The sequence below is a fragment of the Dyadobacter sp. genome, from assembly GCF_017744695.1.
Taxonomy (GTDB): Bacteria; Bacteroidota; Bacteroidia; order Cytophagales; family Spirosomataceae; genus Dyadobacter.
The window spans coordinates 242,202-261,090 of sequence record NZ_JAGIAS010000003.1 but is presented as its reverse complement, the minus strand read 5'-3'; the positions used below and the strand labels follow the sequence as shown (position 1 = coordinate 261,090).

Genomic DNA, 18,889 nt, shown 5'->3' with positions numbered 1-18,889 from the left:
CGATAGCATAACTATGGAATCAGTGATTCAGGAAAAAGGGAATTTGAGCATTCACACCGAGAATATCTTTCCGATTATCAAGAAATTCCTTTATTCGGACCACGAAATCTTTCTTAGAGAACTCGTTTCCAATGCGGTAGACGCATCGCAAAAGATCAAAAAGCTCGCATCCTATGGCGAGTACAATGGGGAGCTGGGCGATCTGAAAGTGGTTGTCAAGCTCGATAAAGATGCCAAAACGATCACGATCAGTGACAACGGTATCGGTATGACAGCCGATGAGATCAAAAAATACATCAACCAGATCGCATTCTCAGGCGCTACCGAGTTTGTAGAAAAATATAAGGACAAAGGCGAGGGCGACAAAGGCATTATCGGTCACTTCGGTCTGGGTTTCTACTCGGCATACATGGTGGCGCAGAATGTGGAGATCATTACCAAATCTTATAAGGAAGGATCTGAACCTGTTCGTTGGGAATGCGACGGGTCGACAGAGTTTGAAATTTCATCTGTAGAAAAAGAAGAACGCGGTACCGACATTATCCTGCACGTTGCCGAGGATTCGGAAGAGTTCCTTGATGCGCACCGCCTGCGTGGTATCCTGGAAAAATATGGTAAATTCCTGCCAATCGAAATCGAGTTCGAGGACAAAGTAATCAATAACCCAAACCCGATCTGGACTAAAAGCCCGTCGGACCTGAAAGACGAAGATTACCTGGCATTTTATAAAGAACTTTACCCATTTGGTGAAGACCCGCTTTTCTGGATCCATTTGAATGTGGATTACCCGTTCAACCTGACCGGCGTGTTGTACTTCCCGAAACTGCGCAACGACTTCTCCGGTCAGCGTGAAAAAATCCAGCTTTACAGCCGCCAGGTATTCATTACCGACGAAGTGAAGGACATCGTTCCGGACTTCCTGCAATTGCTGCACGGGGTGATCGACTCTCCGGATATTCCTTTGAACGTATCGCGCAGCTACCTGCAAGCAGATGGTAATGTGAAGAAAATCAACGGATACATTACCCGTAAAGTGGCCGATAAATTGCTCGAAATCTTTAAAAACGACCGCGAAGGCTTCGAGAAGAAATTCGATGATATTGGTTTGTTTGTAAAATATGGCATTATCAGCGATGATAAGTTCTATGAAAAAGCGAAAGATTTCTGTCTGCTGAAAAACACCGACGGAAAATACTTCACTTTCGAAGAATACCGCGAGCACATCAAGGAAAACCAGACTGACAAGAACGATTCGCTGGTATGGTTGTATACGACCGACGAGAAAAAGCAGGATGCATTTATCCAATCTGCGAAAAAGCGCAGCTATGACGTGCTCGTGCTGAACAGCATGATCGATTCACATTTCATCAATGCGTTGGAGCAGAAGCTGGAAAAGATCAGCATTAAACGTGTGGATGCCGATACATTGGATAAATTGGTGGAGAAGGAAGTGAAGCTGGAAAGCATTCTTTCTTCCGACGACCAGGAGAAAGTGAAGAAAGTTTTCGAAGGCGTTTCGGAAAGCAAAACGGCACATATCCAGGTAGAGGCGATGCCAGTCGACGAACTGCCGGTGGTAATCACATTCCCTGAATTTATGCGCCGTATGACCGACATGCAAGCCTCGTCGGGCCAGCGCTCAATGTTTGGTGACATGCCTTTGATGTATACGGTTTCACTGAATTCTAATCACCCGCTGATCGGTAAAATTGCAGGTTCGGAGAATGAAGACGAGCAAAAATCGTTGGCTAAGCAGGTTTATGACCTCGCATTGCTATCGCAAGGAATGCTTTCAGGCAATGATCTGACCCAGTTTATCCAAAGAACTGTCAGTACTTTGTAGTTGAGAGCCGATAGTTAATAGAAAAGCCGCTGTAAGAAGCGGCTTTTCGTTTTTATGATCTTCCTGAAATCAGTTTGAGTTTCAATCTTTCCAATTCTTCCCATTTCTGTTGTTTTGCGAGTCCGGCTTGTTGCGGCCAGGTCGAGGGGTCGTGGAGCTGGTAACGCGGGCCGGCTTTTTTGAGGAAACTCGCAATGCGGAGCAGAGATGTTTCCATGAGTTGCTCATAGGTATGAATGCCCTCTTTGTTTAAGATCTCCTCGATTTTCGGTCCTATTCCTTCAATGACTTTGAGGTCGTCGGGCGCGTGGTCGGGACTAATGGGGGGATAGACGGTCTTGTGAGCGTTGGTTGCAATAGGGTAATCCACTGTGGTGTTCGTTAAAGTCCGGTATTGAGCAAGTTCGTATTTCTTTTCCTCTATTAATTGCTGCAAGTTATCAATTCTCTTTCTGATAATCACTTTTGCCAGAAACCAACCGGCGAGAGTGGCAGCGATCAGCAGCACGGTGATTTCTGCAACCGCTACGGGAAGACTGTCCAGGTCGAGAGAAATAGCGGGGACGTTCATTGTTTCGATTGATAATAGGCCAACTCGCGATGGATACGGTTCAGTTTATACCGCAAATCCCTTGTTTTCTTCGTTTCATAAGCCCTGCCCAATATAAAGCCGATAATGAATGTGCCCCCGATCATAATGGTATGTTGCCAGAACTGCGTGAGTTCTACATGATAAGCAGGGAATCCTAGGGAGCGGAGAGAAAAATAGAGCTGCCCTCGCTGCGCGGACATTTCCGGCAAAAGGGACTGCGAACCGAATATCATGTCGCAAAACTGCCTGATTCTGCAAACATGCCAATAAATAGAACCTGCTATCCAGAATCCCAGGAACGTCCACCAGAGCGCCTTGCTATTGAACATGAGGAACGGAAGTTTGACGGATGTATGGTTTTACCTAAAAATAGGGCTTCGTCAAATAATATGCAACAGGAGGCGCTATAACACAATAAAGCCCGGACGTTGGCCCGGGCTTTGTTATTTATCGGTTCATCGAGATTAAGAACTCTTCGTTGTTCCGGGTCCCTTTCATATGTTCCAAAAGGAAATCCATCGATTCCATGGCATTCATATCGGCCATGTGCTTGCGCAGGATCCATACTTTCTTGAGGGTTTCCTTGTCGAGCAACAGGTCCTCGCGGCGTGTGCCGGATGCCATTACGTCGATAGCCGGGAAAACGCGCTTGTTGGAAAGCTTGCGGTCGAGTTGCAATTCCATGTTACCGGTACCTTTAAATTCCTCGAAGATAACTTCGTCCATTTTGGAACCGGTGTCGATCAAGGCGGTTGCGATGATGGTCAGTGACCCACCGTTTTCAACATTACGTGCCGCACCGAAGAAACGTTTCGGTTTGTGCAATGCATTGGCGTCCACACCACCGGAAAGGATTTTACCGGACGATGGTACCACCGTGTTGTACGCACGCGCCAGACGCGTGATGGAATCAAGCAGGATCACTACGTCGTGACCGCATTCCACCATTCTTTTGGCTTTTTCCAAAACAATGCTTGCTACTTTCACGTGGCGGTCGGCCTGCTCGTCAAATGTCGATGCAATTACCTCCGCACGTACGCTGCGCTGCATGTCGGTAACCTCTTCCGGGCGCTCGTCGATAAGGAGGATCAGCAGGAACACTTCAGGGTGGTTGCGGGTGATAGCGTTCGCGATTTCTTTCAAAAGCACGGTTTTACCGGTTTTCGGCTGCGCCACGATCATACCGCGCTGGCCTTTTCCGATCGGTGCAAAAAGATCGAGAATACGGGTGGAGTATTGTTCCGGGCGCGAGCTCAGGCGCAGGCATTCATCCGGGAACAATGGGGTAAGGTATTCAAATGGTATACGGTCGCGGATTTCCTCGGTGGTTTTACCGTTAACCGTCTCCACGCGCAGCAGCGCGAAGTATTTTTCTCCTTCTTTCGGCGGACGGATCTGACCTTTCACGGTATCACCGGTTTTCAGACCGAACAATTTGATTTGCGAAGGCGATACGTAAATATCATCGGGGCTTGCCAGGTAGTTGTAATCCGCAGAGCGAAGGAAGCCGTAACCGCCATCCTGCATGATTTCCAACACACCTTCGTTGACGATCAGGCCATCAAACTCTCTTACATAGTTATTGTAATTGCGCTTGATTTTCGAAGAAGGGTCTTCACGTTGTGCCTGTGGTTGCTGATGCCTTTCCTGGCCTTCGTGATGAGGGCGTTGCTGGCGATCTTCACGTGGTTGGGCCGCAGGCTCCTGTGCAGTTACAGCGGGTTTTTCTTCCTGAATATCAGCCTGAATTTCAGCAACTGCCACTTCGGGTTCAGTCGCTGTCTCTATTTCCGCGGGGATTTCTTCTCTGCCAAGGTCGTTGAGGGTATCATTATCCTCGTCGATTTCGAGCGATGTATCTATATTTTTCGGACGTTCTTCCTGGCGTTTCGGGAACTCCTGACGAGGAGTGTCGAACAATGGCGCAGCAGAAAGGCCGCTGGGAACGTTATCTTTTTTATTCCGCACAGGACGGTTGCCTCCGCCTTTTACGGGAACGGGCACAGGGGTTGGCTCGATAGGCCTCCTCGTACGTTTTTTCTTGGGTTCACCGGATTCGGCCGGGGCGGCTTCGAGTTCAGGGATTTCCACCGCAACTGGCGCGGCAATAGGGGCAGGCGCTTCCTGTTGCGACATAATCCGGTTAATCAGTTCTTTTTTAGGGAGTTTGGCATGATCGGGTATTCCCAGAGCACCCGCTATTTCTCGTAGCTCTGATAAAAGCTTAATGTTTAAATCATCAATTGTAGGCATACAGAAAATGGAAAGTAAAGGGTCACTTTACCAATTGGACAATAAGGTTGTGAATATAATTGGATATAAACAGGACTGCGCGCCCTGAAGTCACGTGATGGTCATTGATAGGTTGATAAGCATTTATTGCGAAAGCCCGCGCGAAAGGCTTTACAAACTGCAAAACTTTGATGGATCAAATCTGAAAATTGTAACTGGTACAAACAGGAAGTATTGACAATAAATCAGCAAGATTTTAAATCTCGATAACGCTGAGGTGCGAAGTTACTGCGAGATGGAATTTGGATTTACGAGTCGATACTGACTTGGATGGACGAAGGTAAACATATATGGTTTAATTTCCAAATGTTTAGCTTAAAAACCGTGCCAAGCGGGTTGTTATTGTTTTTGTATGACAAAAAATGTCAGATAATATGTCGAAATCAGTGATTTAACGGACGGCAACTTCTTTATAGCCTTAGTTTTTGTGACGGGAAAATCGGAATTTTGCGGACTATGAATATTGTTGTGGATTCCGGGAATACCTTTTCGAAGATCGGATGGTTCGAGGGGGAAAAACTTATACGATATACGACGCACCTGGAATTCCCGGAATTGATCCGGAACGTCAGGGCAGAACTGCCGGAGTACCTTTTTTTTTCGTCGGTAGGTCGGACGCAGGAAGAGTTTCAGCAGGCTTTGGGGGCTTCGGTTCAGGTAATAGGATTAACGCCCGATACGCCCCTTCCGATTACCAAGCATTATGACACCCCGCAGACCCTGGGCGCCGACCGGATCGCCGCCGCCGCGGGCGCGAATTATCTTTTTCCCGACGAAGATCTCGTGGTGATCGATATGGGGACCTGCATTACCTATGACCTCATTGACCGTCATGCCGCATTTCAGGGCGGGTTAATTTCTCCCGGTGTGCGAATGCGATTCAATGCGATGCATACGTTTACTAAAAGACTTCCACTTTTCGAGCCTGAAAAAGCGCCTGATTTGATCGGAAAAAGCACCCGTCAGGCCATGCAGAGCGGTGTGATGAATGGCACCCTTGCTGAAATCGAAGGAATTATTGAAAGATACCGACACAATTACCCGACTTTGCGCGTAGTATTATGCGGTGGGGATGCTGCTTTTTTTGAAAGTAGCTTGAAACCACCCATCTTTGCGGTGCCGGAACTGGTTTTAATAGGATTGAACAGAATTTTAACATATAATGTCTCTTTACAGTAGAATAGGAATAGTCACGCTTGCCATTACACTCGGTTGGGGTTGTACAAATCTTGCAAAAGCACAAGGATTGGGCAATTCTCCGTATTCATCGCTCGGTATGGGGGAGTTTTACGGAGATGCATATTCCGATAATACTGGTATGGGTGGAGCCGGCGTCGCCACGGGAAGCGGGTTCCAGATCAACAACCTGAACCCGGCACTCTGGGTGCGTAACAGGTTCACTACCCTGGATGTAGGCCTGATCGGGCAATATAAAGACATTGCTTCCGGGAATCTGAGTCAGCGGAATGCAGGGGGGAACCTGGCATATCTGTCGTTGTCGTTTCCAATCACACCGAGATGGGTAATCGGCGCCAATTTGAAGCCTTACAGCTTCATCGATTTTGAGAACACGTTTACACGTCCTGTTGCCGGTTCGCCAGGCGTTGCGCAATATACAGTTTCGGGGAAAGGAGGCGTCAACAAAGCTTCATTGGTCAACTCATTTCAGATTGGCCGGTATGTAAGTCTGGGTCTTGAAAGCAGCTACTTTTTTGGCAACGTGCGGAGAGCGTCGGACGTAATGCTTTATGTTAATGGTGTGCCGTCCGACTATATTGTAAGCCTAAATGAGCGCAATACCTATTCCGATATTGCTTTCCGTGCCGGAGGTACGGTCAGGATTCCTATCAAAAAAGAGAACAAGCTGAACCTGAACCTTGGCGGTGCGTATAGTTTCAGTACTTCTTTGAATGCTACCAAAACGACTTCATTTGAGCTTACGCAAGGCTCATTCCCTGTTGCAACACCGGATACGCTGGAAAACAACCTGGGCGGTTCTATGAAAGTACCTGAACAATATCAGGTAGGAGCAAGCCTTGAGTGGCCTTTCAAAATGACTGTTTCTGTGGATTACAGTCACCAGTCCTGGTCTCAGTACAGAGGTTTCGGAAATGTAAATGAAGCGCTGAGAGACGTGAATCGCCTTCATGTTGGTGCGGAATATATTCCACGTTTTGCTTCACTTAATTATTTTAACAACGTTCGTTATCGTGTCGGTTTCAGCACAGGCAACACGCCGTATGTGGTGGGCAATACGAAAGTTAACGATACAAATGTCAGTCTCGGATTTACTTTCCCGATGGGCCGTGGTTTTGCCAACTTCCTTTCGATTGCATTCGTAGGAGGGCAGCGTGGTACCAACTCGGGCGGAGCGATTCGTGAGCGTTACGGGCGCGTAGTGCTGGGTGTGACGCTCCTGGAAAGATGGTTTGAGAAGAGAAGGATCGATTAAACGGGCAGTCCTATGCTTAGCAAAAGCATTCAAAAGTTTTTTTCCAAAGGAGATAGTTACTTATCTCCTTTTTGTATTCTGGCACTTTGCGCATTGTTTTTCGTTGCCTGTGAACCCAAAACGGATAAAATCGGGGCGGTTTACAATGGGCCGATTGAAATTGTCAACGACCTGGTGGTGAAATACAGCGAACAGGGCAATATGAAAGTGTATGTTAAAACACCCAGATCATTAACCTACCAGAATGAAACCCGGGTTTTTCCAGACTCGGTCAATATCAGTTTTTTTGATTCGCTGGGAACGGTCGTGACTACGCTACGCTCGGATTCAGGCAGGTACGACCGCAACGCGGACGTGTATATTGTAAAGGGACATGTGCGCGTCGTAAAATTGCAAGACCATCAAATTCTGACCACAACCGAGCTCAATTGGAGCCCTGGGACTCGCAAGGTTTTTACGGATAAGCCATTAAAAATCGTAAACACCCAATCACCCGAAGTGACCAATGCGGTTGGAATGGACGCGGAGCAGGACTTTTCGCGGATTAAACTGCGGAAAATGACCGGTACAGTCATTTCAAATGGCTTCTAATCAGCCTTGCATTCTGCCAATGCCTTGTGCACAACTTCGATCGGCGTGTAAACGCTGTCCTTTCCCCATTTCATTGACATAAAACTGACGATTTCCGCAATCTCAATTTCCGTTAATTTAGGATTGGGCGGCATTGGCCTGCTGAATTTCTTGCCGTTCACGACGATGGTGTCGCTCATACCATACTGGATAATGCAGGCTACGCGTGCCTTATCGGAAAGAATTGGAGAGCCGGCAATGGGAGGGTAGAGGTTCGACATCCCATTACCTTCCATTTGATGGCAGTTAGCGCAATGCGTCATGTACAATTGCTGCCCGGTCACAAAGTACTGTTCGCTTTTCAGTTCTTCCGAACTGCGGCATGATGCCAGCCCGAGCATCAGTAATGTGAGCATGTGGACCGTCGCGCCGCGATTCAATTGTGGGAATCTCATTTCTTGTATTCAGCCAGTAACCGTTCCATGTCCTTGAGCAGTTTCTTTGTCCCCTCCTCAGTGGTGCCGTCGTACATACCCCGCACGTGCTTCTCCTTGTCGACGAGGATGAACGCGCCGCTGTGGATATACCCGCCCTGCACGGTGGTATCTTCTTTGGCGGTGGACATATAGTTCTTTTGGCCGATTTCATAAATCCGGGCTTTGTCGCCGGTCAGAAACTGCCATTGTTGGCCTTCCACACCCAAATCCTTGGCAAACTGATTCAGTACCGCCGGCGTGTCGTGTTCGGGATCAATGGAGTGGGAGAGGATCATCACATCCGGATTACCTTTGTAGGCTTCATAAACCTTTACCATTTGTTTTTTCATAACCGGGCAAATGGTAGGGCACGTAGTGAAGAAAAAGTCGGTTACGTAAATCTTGTTCTCGACAATTTTCTCGGTAATGGTGTCGCCGTATTGGTTAACAAATGCGAATTTCGGGATCTTGTTATAAATGGTGTCAATAACCTCCTTTCCATCCACAGTCTTCTTCACCACGTCGCGCTCTCCCAGGATCGGCAGTTTATTATCCGAATCACCGCAGCCGATAATGGCCGTCAGCGAACCGGAGATAAACAGGGAATGGAAAAGGATTGATTTTATTTTCGAATTCATAAACGGGTTATTCTAAAAATGTTTTTGCCTCTTGAATCGATTTCAAAGTGGCTTGCTTGACGAGCAATATCCTTTCCTTTTCTTTTTCAAAATAAAGGAGAGCTTCTTTGGGTTCCAGTTTCTTGGCCGAATCGCCGCGGTAAGCATGCATCCAGTCCATCATAAGTTGGTCGGCATCGGCCAGTTTTTGATTCAGGTCGACTGCCTTGATGCGTTGTTCGGCCATGGTATTGCTGCTAACCCCCACATTCTGAAGACTGTCGATTCCCTGGATTTTTTTAGAAAGTTGCGATTTCAGGCTCATGATATCTTCCTGCTGAGGCATTACTTCATCGTGGATGGCCAGCACTTCGGTTTCAAGGCCTGCGAGTTTTTCCTGGTCTTTGTCTTTCCCGCACGCAAAGCAGAGTATAATAAGGAACGATAGAAGGATAAGGTTTTTCATAGTAAATGGATTTAACCGAATAGGTGTATGTCAATCCCTCAGGATCATTTCGCGTGCATTATGCAGCACGGCTTCCGACGGATTGTGCCCGCCGATCATCTGGGCGATCTCCTGTACACGTTCATCGATGGTGAGTTTTTTAATCCTGCTGACTGTTCTGTCGGAGGAGTGATCTTTATAGACGAAATAGTGCGCATCGCCGCTGCTGGCAATCTGATGCAAATGGGTAATGGCGATAATCTGGTGGTTTACAGCCATATTTTGCATCATTTTTCCCATCTTTTTGGCGATCTCGCCGGAAACCCCGGTATCGATTTCGTCGAAAATAATGGTCGGCAACTTTCGTTTGTCGGCGAGTATATACTTAATAACCATCATCAGCCGGGAAAATTCCCCACCGGAGGCAACTAATTTCAATTCTTGCGGAATAATGCCCTTGTTACCGCTGAAAAGGAACGTCGCAGAGTCGATTCCGCTCGATGTTGGTGCGGTTTCGTTGATCTGAATACTGAGAGATGCATTAGGGATCCCCAATTCGAACAGCCTGTCAAGGATGAGCTTTTCAATGGCTTTGGTTACTTTTTTACGTCTGTCAGAGAGCACTTTTGCGCCGGCGAGCATCTTGTCGTGCGTCTGCGCGACTTTCTTTTCAGCGGCAGCGATGTCTTCATCCAGGTTCATGACTATGCTCAGTTTGCCCTGTAAGCCGGCTTCAATGTCCAGCAACTGCGAGATGGCCGATACCTGGTGCTTTTTGAGCAGTGAGTAAATGAGGTCCAGACGTTCCTGAACCACCTCGGTTCGTGCCGAATCAAGCTCTATATTGCCATTCACCTGATCAATTTCTTCGGCCAGATCGCGGAGTTCAATGAGTGCGCTTTGGGCACGTTGGCGCAGGATGTCATATTCATTGACAAGTCGCGACGCTTGTGTGAGCGAGCTCACCGCACTTTTCAACAAATCAAGGGCCGAGTTTTCGGGATTATCCAGGTAAGCGTGCGCCAATTGGAGTTTTTCTTTGATCTCCACGGCATTTTCCAGGATCGTTAGCTCCTGTTCTAGCTTTTCCTGCTCATCGGCCTTCAAACCGGCATTATTCAATTCCTGAAACAGAAACTGATCATAATCGAATTCCTTGCGGAGCTGGTGTGCCTGCCTTTTCAGCTCGTCAAAAGCTTTTACAGCTTCGCGGTAGGCATTAAAATCGGATTGATATGTTTTGAGTAGATCCGCATTTTCTGCGTAGGAATCTACCACACGCAATTGAAACTCATTGTTGCCAAGCAATATCGAATCATGCTGCGAATGGACATCGAGCAGTTGCATGCCGATTTTGCGCAGGGTTTCCAGATTGACAGGCGTATCATTGATGAATGCCCTGGACTTGCCAGCTGCCGAGATTTCACGCCGTACGATGCATTCATCCGCAAAGTCGAGATTTTCGTCTTCGAAGTTGGGCGCCAGATCATAACCCGCCAGGTTGAACGTGCCTTCGATCACACATTTCTCAGCGCTGTCGTACAGTGATTTTGCATCCGCCCTGTTTCCGAGCAACAAGCCTATTGCACCAAGCATAATGGATTTACCGGCACCCGTTTCGCCTGTAATGATGTTCAGGCCGGGATCGGGGGACATTTCTAGGTGCTTTATCAGCGCGTAGTTTTTGATCAGTAAATTAGAAAGCATGTCTAATTTAGGCAGCAGATTGCCGGAGATGATGCAATCTGGCAATGATGAAGGGGATCAAGGTCGTCTCCGATACGAATATAGGCATGATCTTCCCAATTAGGAAATATAAGAGGAAGTTGCCCGAATTTTATAAAGTAGCGTGCCTGCTGGGTGGTACAATGTCTTGGTCGTCATCATAAACCACCTCGTATAAATCGGAAAGTGCTATCCGATGCTGGTGATCACGGGTATCTTTCAATACGAGCTCTGAGGCGCCAACGGATACTAATCTGCCGAAAATGGTATTGCCATTAAAAAGGATGGCATTGAGCGGCTGTTTTTCTAAAATGCCCTGTTTGCTTTTTATCTCACCGGGCGTAACCCGTATCAATCGTTTACTCATCGAATTGTTCTGCTACATAGATAGCTTCTGGTACAGCTGGGTTTTCGAAGGGTCGAGATTAACCAGCAAAGAGTAGGCCTGTGTGCGTTGTTCCGGTAATCCTTCGATCATTATTTTATACAACTCGTCTGATTTAGCATCAAAAAATGAATTGACCACCACACTCGCTGGGCGAAGTTGGTTCACTTCTTTAATGGTGTTCAGGAATTCAAGCACTTTCGCGCGAGTCTCAGCCGGATTCTGAGTGGCAACGTCGAGGCCCTGGCGATAGTATTTGTACATTCCCTCTCGGAAGGGGGTAAATTGTTGACTTTGAAGATTCTCGATCAACCAATAGCGGTTTTTAGTATCACCATTCGAGTCCCAGCCACGTTTGTTGGGGGAGGAGTTTCTAGCCAGGTTCACCAGGTTGAAGGCCTTCTGTACATAAGGTGACCCGCCCATTTTGCTGAAAGAATCGTAGTCGAAAATCAGCGCGATGTTGGCATAAAATGCCAGAATGTACGGAAGCTCTTCTGTATAGCTGTTTTCGTTAAAATACAACTGAGTGCTGGGCAGGTAGGTAAATGTGAAATTTTTATCCACGTAGGTGAACAGCACGGTTTCATAGGTCGAGCCATAAACCGGGCGGGAGACTATCAGTTGTGCATTGCCCTCGTAATTTCCCTGCGCCAGCGAGCGGGTGAGGTTCACATTGAGCTTGCATTTGATCTTCTCTTCCTTCGCAAACTGGTCGTTGGTCCAACGTGTGTTGTTCAGAAAATCATTCATGTAGGTCTGCAACTGGCTCATCGATTGCGGGTCGGTCTTTTGCTGGGCTACCAGTTGTTCGTAGTTGAGATTGACGGTAAACTGAAATTCCTGCGCATACGCACGTTGCACGAGCGCCCCTAAAAGGAGTGGGATAGTCAGGATCAGTAGTTTTATGCTTCGCTCCATTTGGCTAGTACGATATTAAGAATGTCCTGTGCGACCTCTTCTTTGGATTTAAGGTCGAACTGCTGCACATTTTTGTCCTTGTCAATAACGGTTATTTTGTTGGTATCGTGTGCAAAACCGGCCCCGGGATCTTTCAGCGAATTTAAAACAATGTAGTCGAAATTTTTTCGCACAAGTTTATCCTCGGCATGGTTTAGTTCATTCTCTGTTTCGAGCGCAAAGCCGATGATCGTTTGCCCTGGTCGTTTCATTGCACCCAAGGTGCCTGCGATATCGGTTGTTTTGGCCAGGTCCAGCGTCATACTATCACCCTGCTTTTTGATTTTCTGATCTGCGACATGGCGTGGTGTATAATCGGCTACTGCCGCGGCGAAAATAATCAGATCATGAGCTTCGAAGTTCTCCTTTGCTGCATTGAACATCTGGCTGGCAGTTTCGACAGGAATTGTCCGGATATTGGAATTAGACGCTTTCAGGTGGGTGGGCCCGCTTACAAGCGTTACATACGCGCCTGCGGCCGCAAACGCTTCCGCGATGGCGTATCCCATTTTGCCCGACGAGCGGTTGCTGATGAACCGTACCGGATCGAGCGGTTCGACCGTCGGGCCGGCGGTAATCAGGACGCGTTTGGAGCGGGCAGCAGGCCGTTGTGAGAAATGCGCGTCGAGGACTTTGATGATATTTTCCGGCTCTGCCAATCGTCCGTCACCGACCAGTCCGCTGGCCAGCTCCCCGTGTTCAGGAGAAATGAATATGTTCCCATAACTGACCAGCCTTTCAATATTATGCTGGGTGGAAGGATGCTTGAACATGTCCACATCCATGGCAGGGGCAAAGAACACAGGGCACCGGGCCGAAAGGTAAATGGTCGTGAGCAGGTCGTCGCAATGGCCGCTGGCGCATTTGGAGAGCGTTTTTGCTGTGGCAGGAGCGATAACAATCAGGTCGGCCCAGAGTCCAAGTTCGACGTGGTTATTCCATTCACCCGTTTCATTTTTGGTAAAAGACGTAAGAACGGGATTTTTGGAAAGGGTCGACAACGTCAGCGGCGTGATAAACGCCGTCGCAGATTGGGTCATTACCACGCGAACCTCCGCCTCCGCTTTCACAAGCAGTCGTACGAGCAATGCAGATTTGTAAGCGGCAATACTACCCGAAATGCCCAGCAGTATTTTTTTACCTTTCAGATTCAATTTTACAAAGATTTGATTGTAAAGTTAAAACAAAACAATTATGAATTGGGGGAATTCACCCACGCGCATGAAAGTCGTTTTAATTAGAGACCAATCTATCAAACGACATGGCAGTAATAGAATTCCCCCAGCTCATAGCCCGAGGCTGTGGCCTGGACGTACACAAAGATACAGTAGTTGCTTCGATCAAAGGGACAGGCATTCAGGAAGAGACCCGCACTTTTGCTACTTTCACCAAGGACCTGGAAGCTTTATTTGACTGGCTTAAATCTGTTCAGATTACGCATATCGCAATGGAGAGCACAGGTGTTTATTGGCGGCCGGTGTATTACGTTTTGGAAAACGGCTTCGAGATTATCCTGGTCAATGCCCGTCACATCAAGAACGTTCCCGGTCATAAAACTGACAAAAAGGATTCCGAATGGATTGCCAAGCTGCTTTTGAGCGGTCTTTTACGGCACAGTTTTATCCCGGAAGGATGGGTACGGGAGTTAAGAACGTTACTACGACACCGTAAAAAGCTGGTCAATGAGCGCAGCAGGGAAAAGAACCGGTTACAAAATATCTTAGAGTCGGACCGCCGAGCGGATGCCAACATCAAGCTCGGCAGCGTGGTCAGCGACGTTTTTTCCAAAACCGGTCAGGGGATAATAGACCTGCTGCTGGACGGTGTTACCGATCCTATCGTGCTATCAAATCAGGCCAAAGGTTCACTGGTAAACAAAAAGCAGGCTTTGCAGCAGGCACTTTATGGGCACTTCACTGATCGCCACCGCTTTATGTTAAAGTTACTCACAGAAACAATGGGGGCTTTGGACAAGCTCATCGCCCAACTCGACCAGCAGATTGAACTTTGCCTGACCGGCAAGCAGGATGAGCTGGCATTATTGCAAACCATTCCAGGTGTGTCCAGGCAATCGGCTATTGGTATCGTTTCGGAGATCGGTATTGACATGTCCCAGTTTACTTCCGACAAACACCTGGCTTCCTGGGCCGGGGTATGCCCGGGCAATAACGAGAGTGCAGGAAAGGTAAGATCGGCAAGGACAACCCATGGTAACACTTATTTGAAAACCACATTGATCGAAGCATCTTGGGCTGCCAGTCACACGATGAACACCTATCTGTCATTCAAATACCACAAGCTCACCCAAAGACGGGGAAAGAAGAAAGCGGCAATGGCGATTGCCCACCACATACTGACAGCATCATACCATATCCTTCGGGATAAATTACCTTACAAGGAACCAGCAATGAGAGCGGAAATCCTGATCGAAAGGCGGAAGGCCGAAATTCAACGGCTGGAAAACCGCGTCAGGAAATTGAAAATATTAGCGTCCCAATGAAAGGTCGAGGCTTTTTTTGGTGGACTATACCCCGTTAACAAAACTGATAACAGACGCTAAGCACCCACAGCTGTCGCCAGGAGCACGTAGAAAAAATTTTTCTCTAAGAGAAAGTGGCTTAGACCGATCTGAGATCATGGGATTACTCTGTCCAAGCGGGTTTAGAAGAGACTTTCAGAAAAAAAAGCCCGCCATCAATCAGATTCATGGCGGGCTTTGGGAAATGCAATTGTATTATTCTTCGCTTGCGTCGCGGTAGCTGTGGTAAGTTTTGCCTTCGATGAACTCATCGATTGCAATGCTTCCTGCCTTAGGCATACGCTCGTAGAATTTCGAAATTTCGATTTGCTCTCTGTTTTCAAACACTTCTTCGAGGTTATCAACGCCGGAAGCAAATTCAGCCAGTTTGTTGTTCAGCTCTTCTTTCATTTTGCTGGAAATCTGGCGAGCCCTTTTGGAAATGACCGATACGGATTCATACAGGTTACCTGTTACCGCCGCTATCTTGTCTGTATCACGGGTAATGATCGATGGATTCGTTGCCATAATGGTCTGATATAGTTAAATTTTTAAAACAATATAAATGGTGCCTGCTATTGACCGTTCGGTGTATTAACAGCCGGCGTGGTAACCTTGGCCGGTTTGGTAGCCGGGTCAGGTTGAGCTTCTTTGAGTTTCTGACGTTCCGCTTCTACCTTGGCGATCGTTTCGATCTGCTTCTGGCTGTCATCGTACATCCTTTCGGCGTCGCGGTTATACCTGCCGGTCGGATATTTGTCGACAAGCTCCTGGTAGAACTTGACAACATCCTGGAATCTTTCTTTCTGCTTGTCACTGAAACTGTTAGAAGCCAGGTTGTACTGGGATTCTACTTTCAGGAACGCCAGCTCTTCGTTGTACTGCGAGTCGGGGAAGTCTTTGCGGAAGTTTTCAATTGAAATAACCGCCGATTTAAGCGACATCGGGTTAAAGTCGCTGATCTTGTGATACAGCCTCGCGCGCTCGTAAGCTTTTCGTTCAAGTTTGGACCTTAGTTCAAGGATATAACGGGTACATTCTTCACGGAACGGGCTATCAGGATAGGTGTTGATGAAGTCCTGCATAGCCGAGATGGCCGTGAAAGTGCTCGTCTGATCGAGGTTGTACGGCGAAGAATCCTTGTACAACGAAAATGCATGCATATACAACGATTCCTGCGCATAGTCGCTACGTGCGTAGGTATCGTAAAATTTCTTAAAGAGAAACTGGCTGGTGTTGTACTGGCCCTGGTGGTATTGTGAGTAAGCGTAATAGAACTGCGCGAGCTCGGATTCGGTACTTCCTTTGAGCAAAGGGATCAACTCCTCAAACAGCAGTCCTGCGCGGTAATAGTCCGCCTTTTTGTAATAGGCCATGGCAGCATCGTATTTCTGCTGATCTGTACCTGTCTTCTGTAACTTGGAGAACTTACTGCAGGAAGTAACAACAAGGATTGCAATGAATAGCAAGAAATAGCTTGCCGGACTGTTTTTTCGCATATTAACTGCAAAGGTAATAAAAAAAGCTACACCATCCATAACGAATGCGTAGCTGATATAGTGTTAAAGATTAGCCTATTGCTGATGGCGAACGAGCATTTTTTTGGTTGCCACTTTTTTGCCATCGACCGACAACTGATAGAAGTAGAGGCCGGTAGCCATGTCCCTCGTATTTACGCGCAACTTGCGTTCGTTCTTGTTGAGTGTGAACTCCTGGATTTGTGAACCGAGTACGTTATAAAAAGTCAGTTTCGCGTCACGCAGGCCCGGATTGATCGTGAAATCTATCTCAGCGTATTCGCTCGCAGGGTTAGGGTATACATTGGAAACCGAAATCTTGTCATTGACAAACAGTAGTTCTTCTGCTCTTAGCTGCGCTTCCAAAGCGGGAGATTTCTTTTCACTGCCCTTTTCGGCGACTTCGACAGCCAGTGTATTGTTATCTGCAGTGCTCGTGGATGCAAAAAGAAACGAAGTGTAGAATCTATTCAGCGCTTTTGGATTTTGCAAAGTCAGCGGTTTGTAGCTGACACCGTTTGAAAAGTTTGAGAAATTGATGCTCTGGGATGCGGGGGCCTTCTTTTTGCCGACCATATTCAGGCGGCTCCCCCCCGACACGCTTTGGGCCTGTAACCCGTGAATACTCAGGGCCAAGGCTAAAATCATATATATAAAACGTATAGTTCTTTTCATAGCTGCAATCGGATACTTTTTACTAATGCGTTATGTGTTTTTAGCTGAAAAGTACGCAACAAAAATATAGAGAAATAATTGTATATTCAAAATATATTGTGCGAATGGGTAACTTTATTTTTGTATGGTAAAAAATCGTGCCGACAGCTAATACCGTCACAATTTCTGATAAAACTCATTTTTCCTGCCAGGTCGTCTTGGCTTTCGTCGGCTTCTCGGCAATACGCCAGTTAAAGCCGTCCAGTTGCCTCTCAGCGGGTTTTATTTTGGAAGGAGGAATTAACTTCCCATCCGGTTTTCCGATGAACGCGATCCGCTGGATACGATTGTCCTCGAAAAGCAGGTTCATTCTCCCGCATTCGACCCTGTTCAGACCGATATTTTTCTGCTTATCATCTATCGCATAGTAGGCACTTTCCCCGTTGCCGTCTACCAGCACCTGTTTCAACTTGTTCCCTGTCTGAAAATAGGCATTGATCGTGCGTCCTTTCACCTGGTTGAATTGCTTCACAAGCGTGTCTTCCGTAATGACGAAAGACTTCCCCTTAAGGAGCATTCTGTTGATCTCATTGCTGACCAGGAATGCGGTGATCGAATCGGCTTCCATCTGGTAATGCTGGTCACTCCAGAGAATCGGTTTGCGGAAAAAACGGATGATCGAGTCGGCTGTGTCATAGGTGATCGAGTCACATTTTCCCTGGAAATCGGATTTGTAGATGAATACGTTACGGTCTCCGATCAGTTTTCGCGTGCTGTCACGTGAGTTCTCGAACGAGTAGAGCGTGTCGGCGCGAATGTAGAGTGTGTCGTTTGATACTACATTTCTTACATAGGCATGACCAAAAATTTTGGAATAACCTTTTGTTTTCCAGTAATATCCCTCGTCCCCATTCAAAACCGTTTTGTCTTTTTTGGCGACGATTACCACATTCCCTTTTCCCTTGCCGTCATTGGATTTTCCATCGACCACCAGCGAATCGGCGGTGAGCGTATACGTTTCGTTGTCGACAGTCGTACGCGTATGAAATGCTGACTGGGTTGACTCCGTATTGTATTGTCCCTTGGTGCCGACAACGGTACCATCCTTGTTCACGATTTTGGTCTTGCCATTAAAATATGACCATTTCGTGAGCGAGTTGTAGAGCAGCGTGTCGGTCGTGAGCGTGTATTTTTTGTTCACCAGCTTCACGTTTTTGTAATATGTGAACTCCTTGGTGCTCGTATTGTAGACCCCCTCCTGGCTGGTGAGCACATTCTCTTCATCAACAGTCCGGCCCGGCAGCTTGTAGTAAGCCATTCCGTTGGCCATGTCGTATTCAATCTTCCGTGTTGTAAGTGTTTTTTTGGTGTCTTTCAGCACGGTTTTCTTTCCACTCACGATTGCCAGACGGGTATTGCCATAATAATAGAGCGTATCTCCCGTCACGGTAATAGTGTCCCCCTGCACGATTCTGACATTGCCAAATGCCTCGATCATATTGGAGTTGATGTGCTGGATAGCAAGGTTGCTGTACAAAAGTGCGCCCTTGTGTCTGAAAACACCGTTGGTGACCCGTCTCGAATCGTCGCCAGGCAGATTGATAATTTCCAGCTCGTCCGATTTCAGGATCTCGACCAGGTTCTCATTGGGAAGAGGCTGTGGTTGCGGTAATGCTTTCTGTGCGAACAGATAAGGCGAAAAAATCAGTAAGGCAAAGAACGTTAGTTGAAATATATTTCTTTCGATATTGATGACGCCGAAAAGTTTAAAAGGGTTGCAGATTACTGCACTATTTTTTTTGCTCATGTTGCTTTTCTTTCTCTTACCTTTGGCTGGATCACG

General features: G+C 47.2%; 18 protein-coding genes. 5 read left to right on the top strand and 13 right to left on the bottom strand.

Annotated elements, in window-relative coordinates:
- The first annotated feature begins 13 nt into the window (after nucleotides 1-13).
- A complete protein-coding gene (gene htpG / locus J7619_RS13140; protein WP_291198882.1) occupies nucleotides 14-1,843 on the top strand; it encodes a molecular chaperone HtpG in 1,830 nt (609 codons plus the stop codon).
- 52 nt (nucleotides 1,844-1,895) lie between these two features.
- Here the strand turns inward: htpG and J7619_RS13135 are convergent, their stop codons facing one another.
- From J7619_RS13135 to rho, 3 genes are all read right to left on the bottom strand, one after another.
- On the bottom strand, nucleotides 1,896-2,414 hold the full coding sequence (locus J7619_RS13135; protein ID WP_291198880.1) for a hypothetical protein: 519 nt from the start codon (nucleotides 2,412-2,414) through the stop codon (nucleotides 1,896-1,898).
- Nucleotides 2,411-2,764, bottom strand: a complete 354-nt coding sequence (locus tag J7619_RS13130; protein WP_291198878.1) for a hypothetical protein — start codon at nucleotides 2,762-2,764, stop codon at nucleotides 2,411-2,413. Before J7619_RS13130 ends, J7619_RS13135 begins: the two co-directional genes overlap by 4 nt.
- Nucleotides 2,765-2,882: 118 nt before the next feature.
- Nucleotides 2,883-4,688 carry a transcription termination factor Rho gene (gene rho, locus J7619_RS13125; protein WP_291198876.1) on the bottom strand — a complete coding sequence of 602 codons (1,806 nt, stop codon included), beginning with the start codon at nucleotides 4,686-4,688 and terminating at the stop codon, nucleotides 2,883-2,885.
- 495 nt (nucleotides 4,689-5,183) lie between these two features.
- Here rho and J7619_RS13120 point away from each other — a divergent pair, with 495 nt between their 5' ends.
- From J7619_RS13120 to lptC, 3 genes are read left to right on the top strand one after another with little or no spacing between them, the layout of a single operon-like run.
- A complete protein-coding gene (locus tag J7619_RS13120) occupies nucleotides 5,184-5,906 on the top strand; it encodes a type III pantothenate kinase (RefSeq protein ID WP_291198874.1) in 723 nt (240 codons plus the stop codon).
- Nucleotides 5,890-7,179: a hypothetical protein gene (locus tag J7619_RS13115; RefSeq protein ID WP_291198872.1), complete on the top strand. Its 1,290-nt coding sequence runs from the start codon at nucleotides 5,890-5,892 to the stop codon at nucleotides 7,177-7,179. The genes J7619_RS13120 and J7619_RS13115 overlap by 17 nt, the downstream gene beginning before the upstream one ends.
- 12 nt (nucleotides 7,180-7,191) lie before the next feature.
- Nucleotides 7,192-7,770, top strand: coding sequence for an LPS export ABC transporter periplasmic protein LptC (gene lptC / locus J7619_RS13110; RefSeq protein ID WP_291198870.1), 579 nt, complete (start codon nucleotides 7,192-7,194; stop codon nucleotides 7,768-7,770).
- On the opposite strand, the gene J7619_RS13105 is transcribed toward lptC, so the two are convergent.
- From J7619_RS13105 to coaBC, 6 genes are all read right to left on the bottom strand, one after another.
- On the bottom strand, nucleotides 7,767-8,204 hold the full coding sequence (locus J7619_RS13105; protein ID WP_291198868.1) for a cytochrome c: 438 nt from the start codon (nucleotides 8,202-8,204) through the stop codon (nucleotides 7,767-7,769). The two genes, lptC and J7619_RS13105, sit on opposite strands and share 4 nt — an antisense overlap.
- Complete coding sequence (locus tag J7619_RS13100; protein WP_291198866.1) at nucleotides 8,201-8,863, bottom strand: SCO family protein; 663 nt, start codon at nucleotides 8,861-8,863, stop codon at nucleotides 8,201-8,203. Before J7619_RS13100 ends, J7619_RS13105 begins: the two co-directional genes overlap by 4 nt.
- Before the next feature lie 7 nt (nucleotides 8,864-8,870).
- A complete protein-coding gene (locus J7619_RS13095) occupies nucleotides 8,871-9,308 on the bottom strand; it encodes a viral A-type inclusion protein (RefSeq protein ID WP_291198864.1) in 438 nt (145 codons plus the stop codon).
- Between the two features lie 30 nt (nucleotides 9,309-9,338).
- Nucleotides 9,339-10,994 (bottom strand): DNA repair protein RecN, encoded by a 1,656-nt coding sequence (gene recN / locus J7619_RS13090; protein WP_291198862.1) that lies wholly within the window; start codon nucleotides 10,992-10,994, stop codon nucleotides 9,339-9,341.
- 397 nt (nucleotides 10,995-11,391) lie between these two features.
- Nucleotides 11,392-12,318, bottom strand: a complete 927-nt coding sequence (locus tag J7619_RS13085) for a DUF4835 family protein (protein WP_291198860.1) — start codon at nucleotides 12,316-12,318, stop codon at nucleotides 11,392-11,394.
- Nucleotides 12,303-13,511, bottom strand: a complete 1,209-nt coding sequence (gene coaBC / locus J7619_RS13080; RefSeq protein WP_291198858.1) for a bifunctional phosphopantothenoylcysteine decarboxylase/phosphopantothenate--cysteine ligase CoaBC — start codon at nucleotides 13,509-13,511, stop codon at nucleotides 12,303-12,305. The genes J7619_RS13085 and coaBC overlap by 16 nt, the downstream gene beginning before the upstream one ends.
- A 107-nt stretch (nucleotides 13,512-13,618) precedes the next feature.
- Here coaBC and J7619_RS13075 point away from each other — a divergent pair, with 107 nt between their 5' ends.
- Nucleotides 13,619-14,857 carry an IS110 family transposase gene (locus tag J7619_RS13075; RefSeq protein WP_291198856.1) on the top strand — a complete coding sequence of 413 codons (1,239 nt, stop codon included), beginning with the start codon at nucleotides 13,619-13,621 and terminating at the stop codon, nucleotides 14,855-14,857.
- Nucleotides 14,858-15,091: 234 nt separating this feature from the next.
- Here the strand turns inward: J7619_RS13075 and J7619_RS13070 are convergent, their stop codons facing one another.
- The 4 genes from J7619_RS13070 to J7619_RS13055 form a co-directional block, all read right to left on the bottom strand.
- Nucleotides 15,092-15,403, bottom strand: a complete 312-nt coding sequence (locus tag J7619_RS13070; protein WP_015814652.1) for a DNA-directed RNA polymerase subunit omega — start codon at nucleotides 15,401-15,403, stop codon at nucleotides 15,092-15,094.
- A gap of 47 nt (nucleotides 15,404-15,450) precedes the next feature.
- Nucleotides 15,451-16,374, bottom strand: a complete 924-nt coding sequence (locus J7619_RS13065) for an outer membrane protein assembly factor BamD (RefSeq protein ID WP_291198850.1) — start codon at nucleotides 16,372-16,374, stop codon at nucleotides 15,451-15,453.
- Between the two features lie 75 nt (nucleotides 16,375-16,449).
- Complete coding sequence (locus tag J7619_RS13060) at nucleotides 16,450-17,040, bottom strand: T9SS type A sorting domain-containing protein (protein ID WP_291198848.1); 591 nt, start codon at nucleotides 17,038-17,040, stop codon at nucleotides 16,450-16,452.
- Nucleotides 17,041-17,242: 202 nt separating this feature from the next.
- Nucleotides 17,243-18,853, bottom strand: coding sequence for an OstA-like protein (locus tag J7619_RS13055; RefSeq protein WP_291198846.1), 1,611 nt, complete (start codon nucleotides 18,851-18,853; stop codon nucleotides 17,243-17,245).
- Nucleotides 18,854-18,889: the final 36 nt, after the last annotated feature.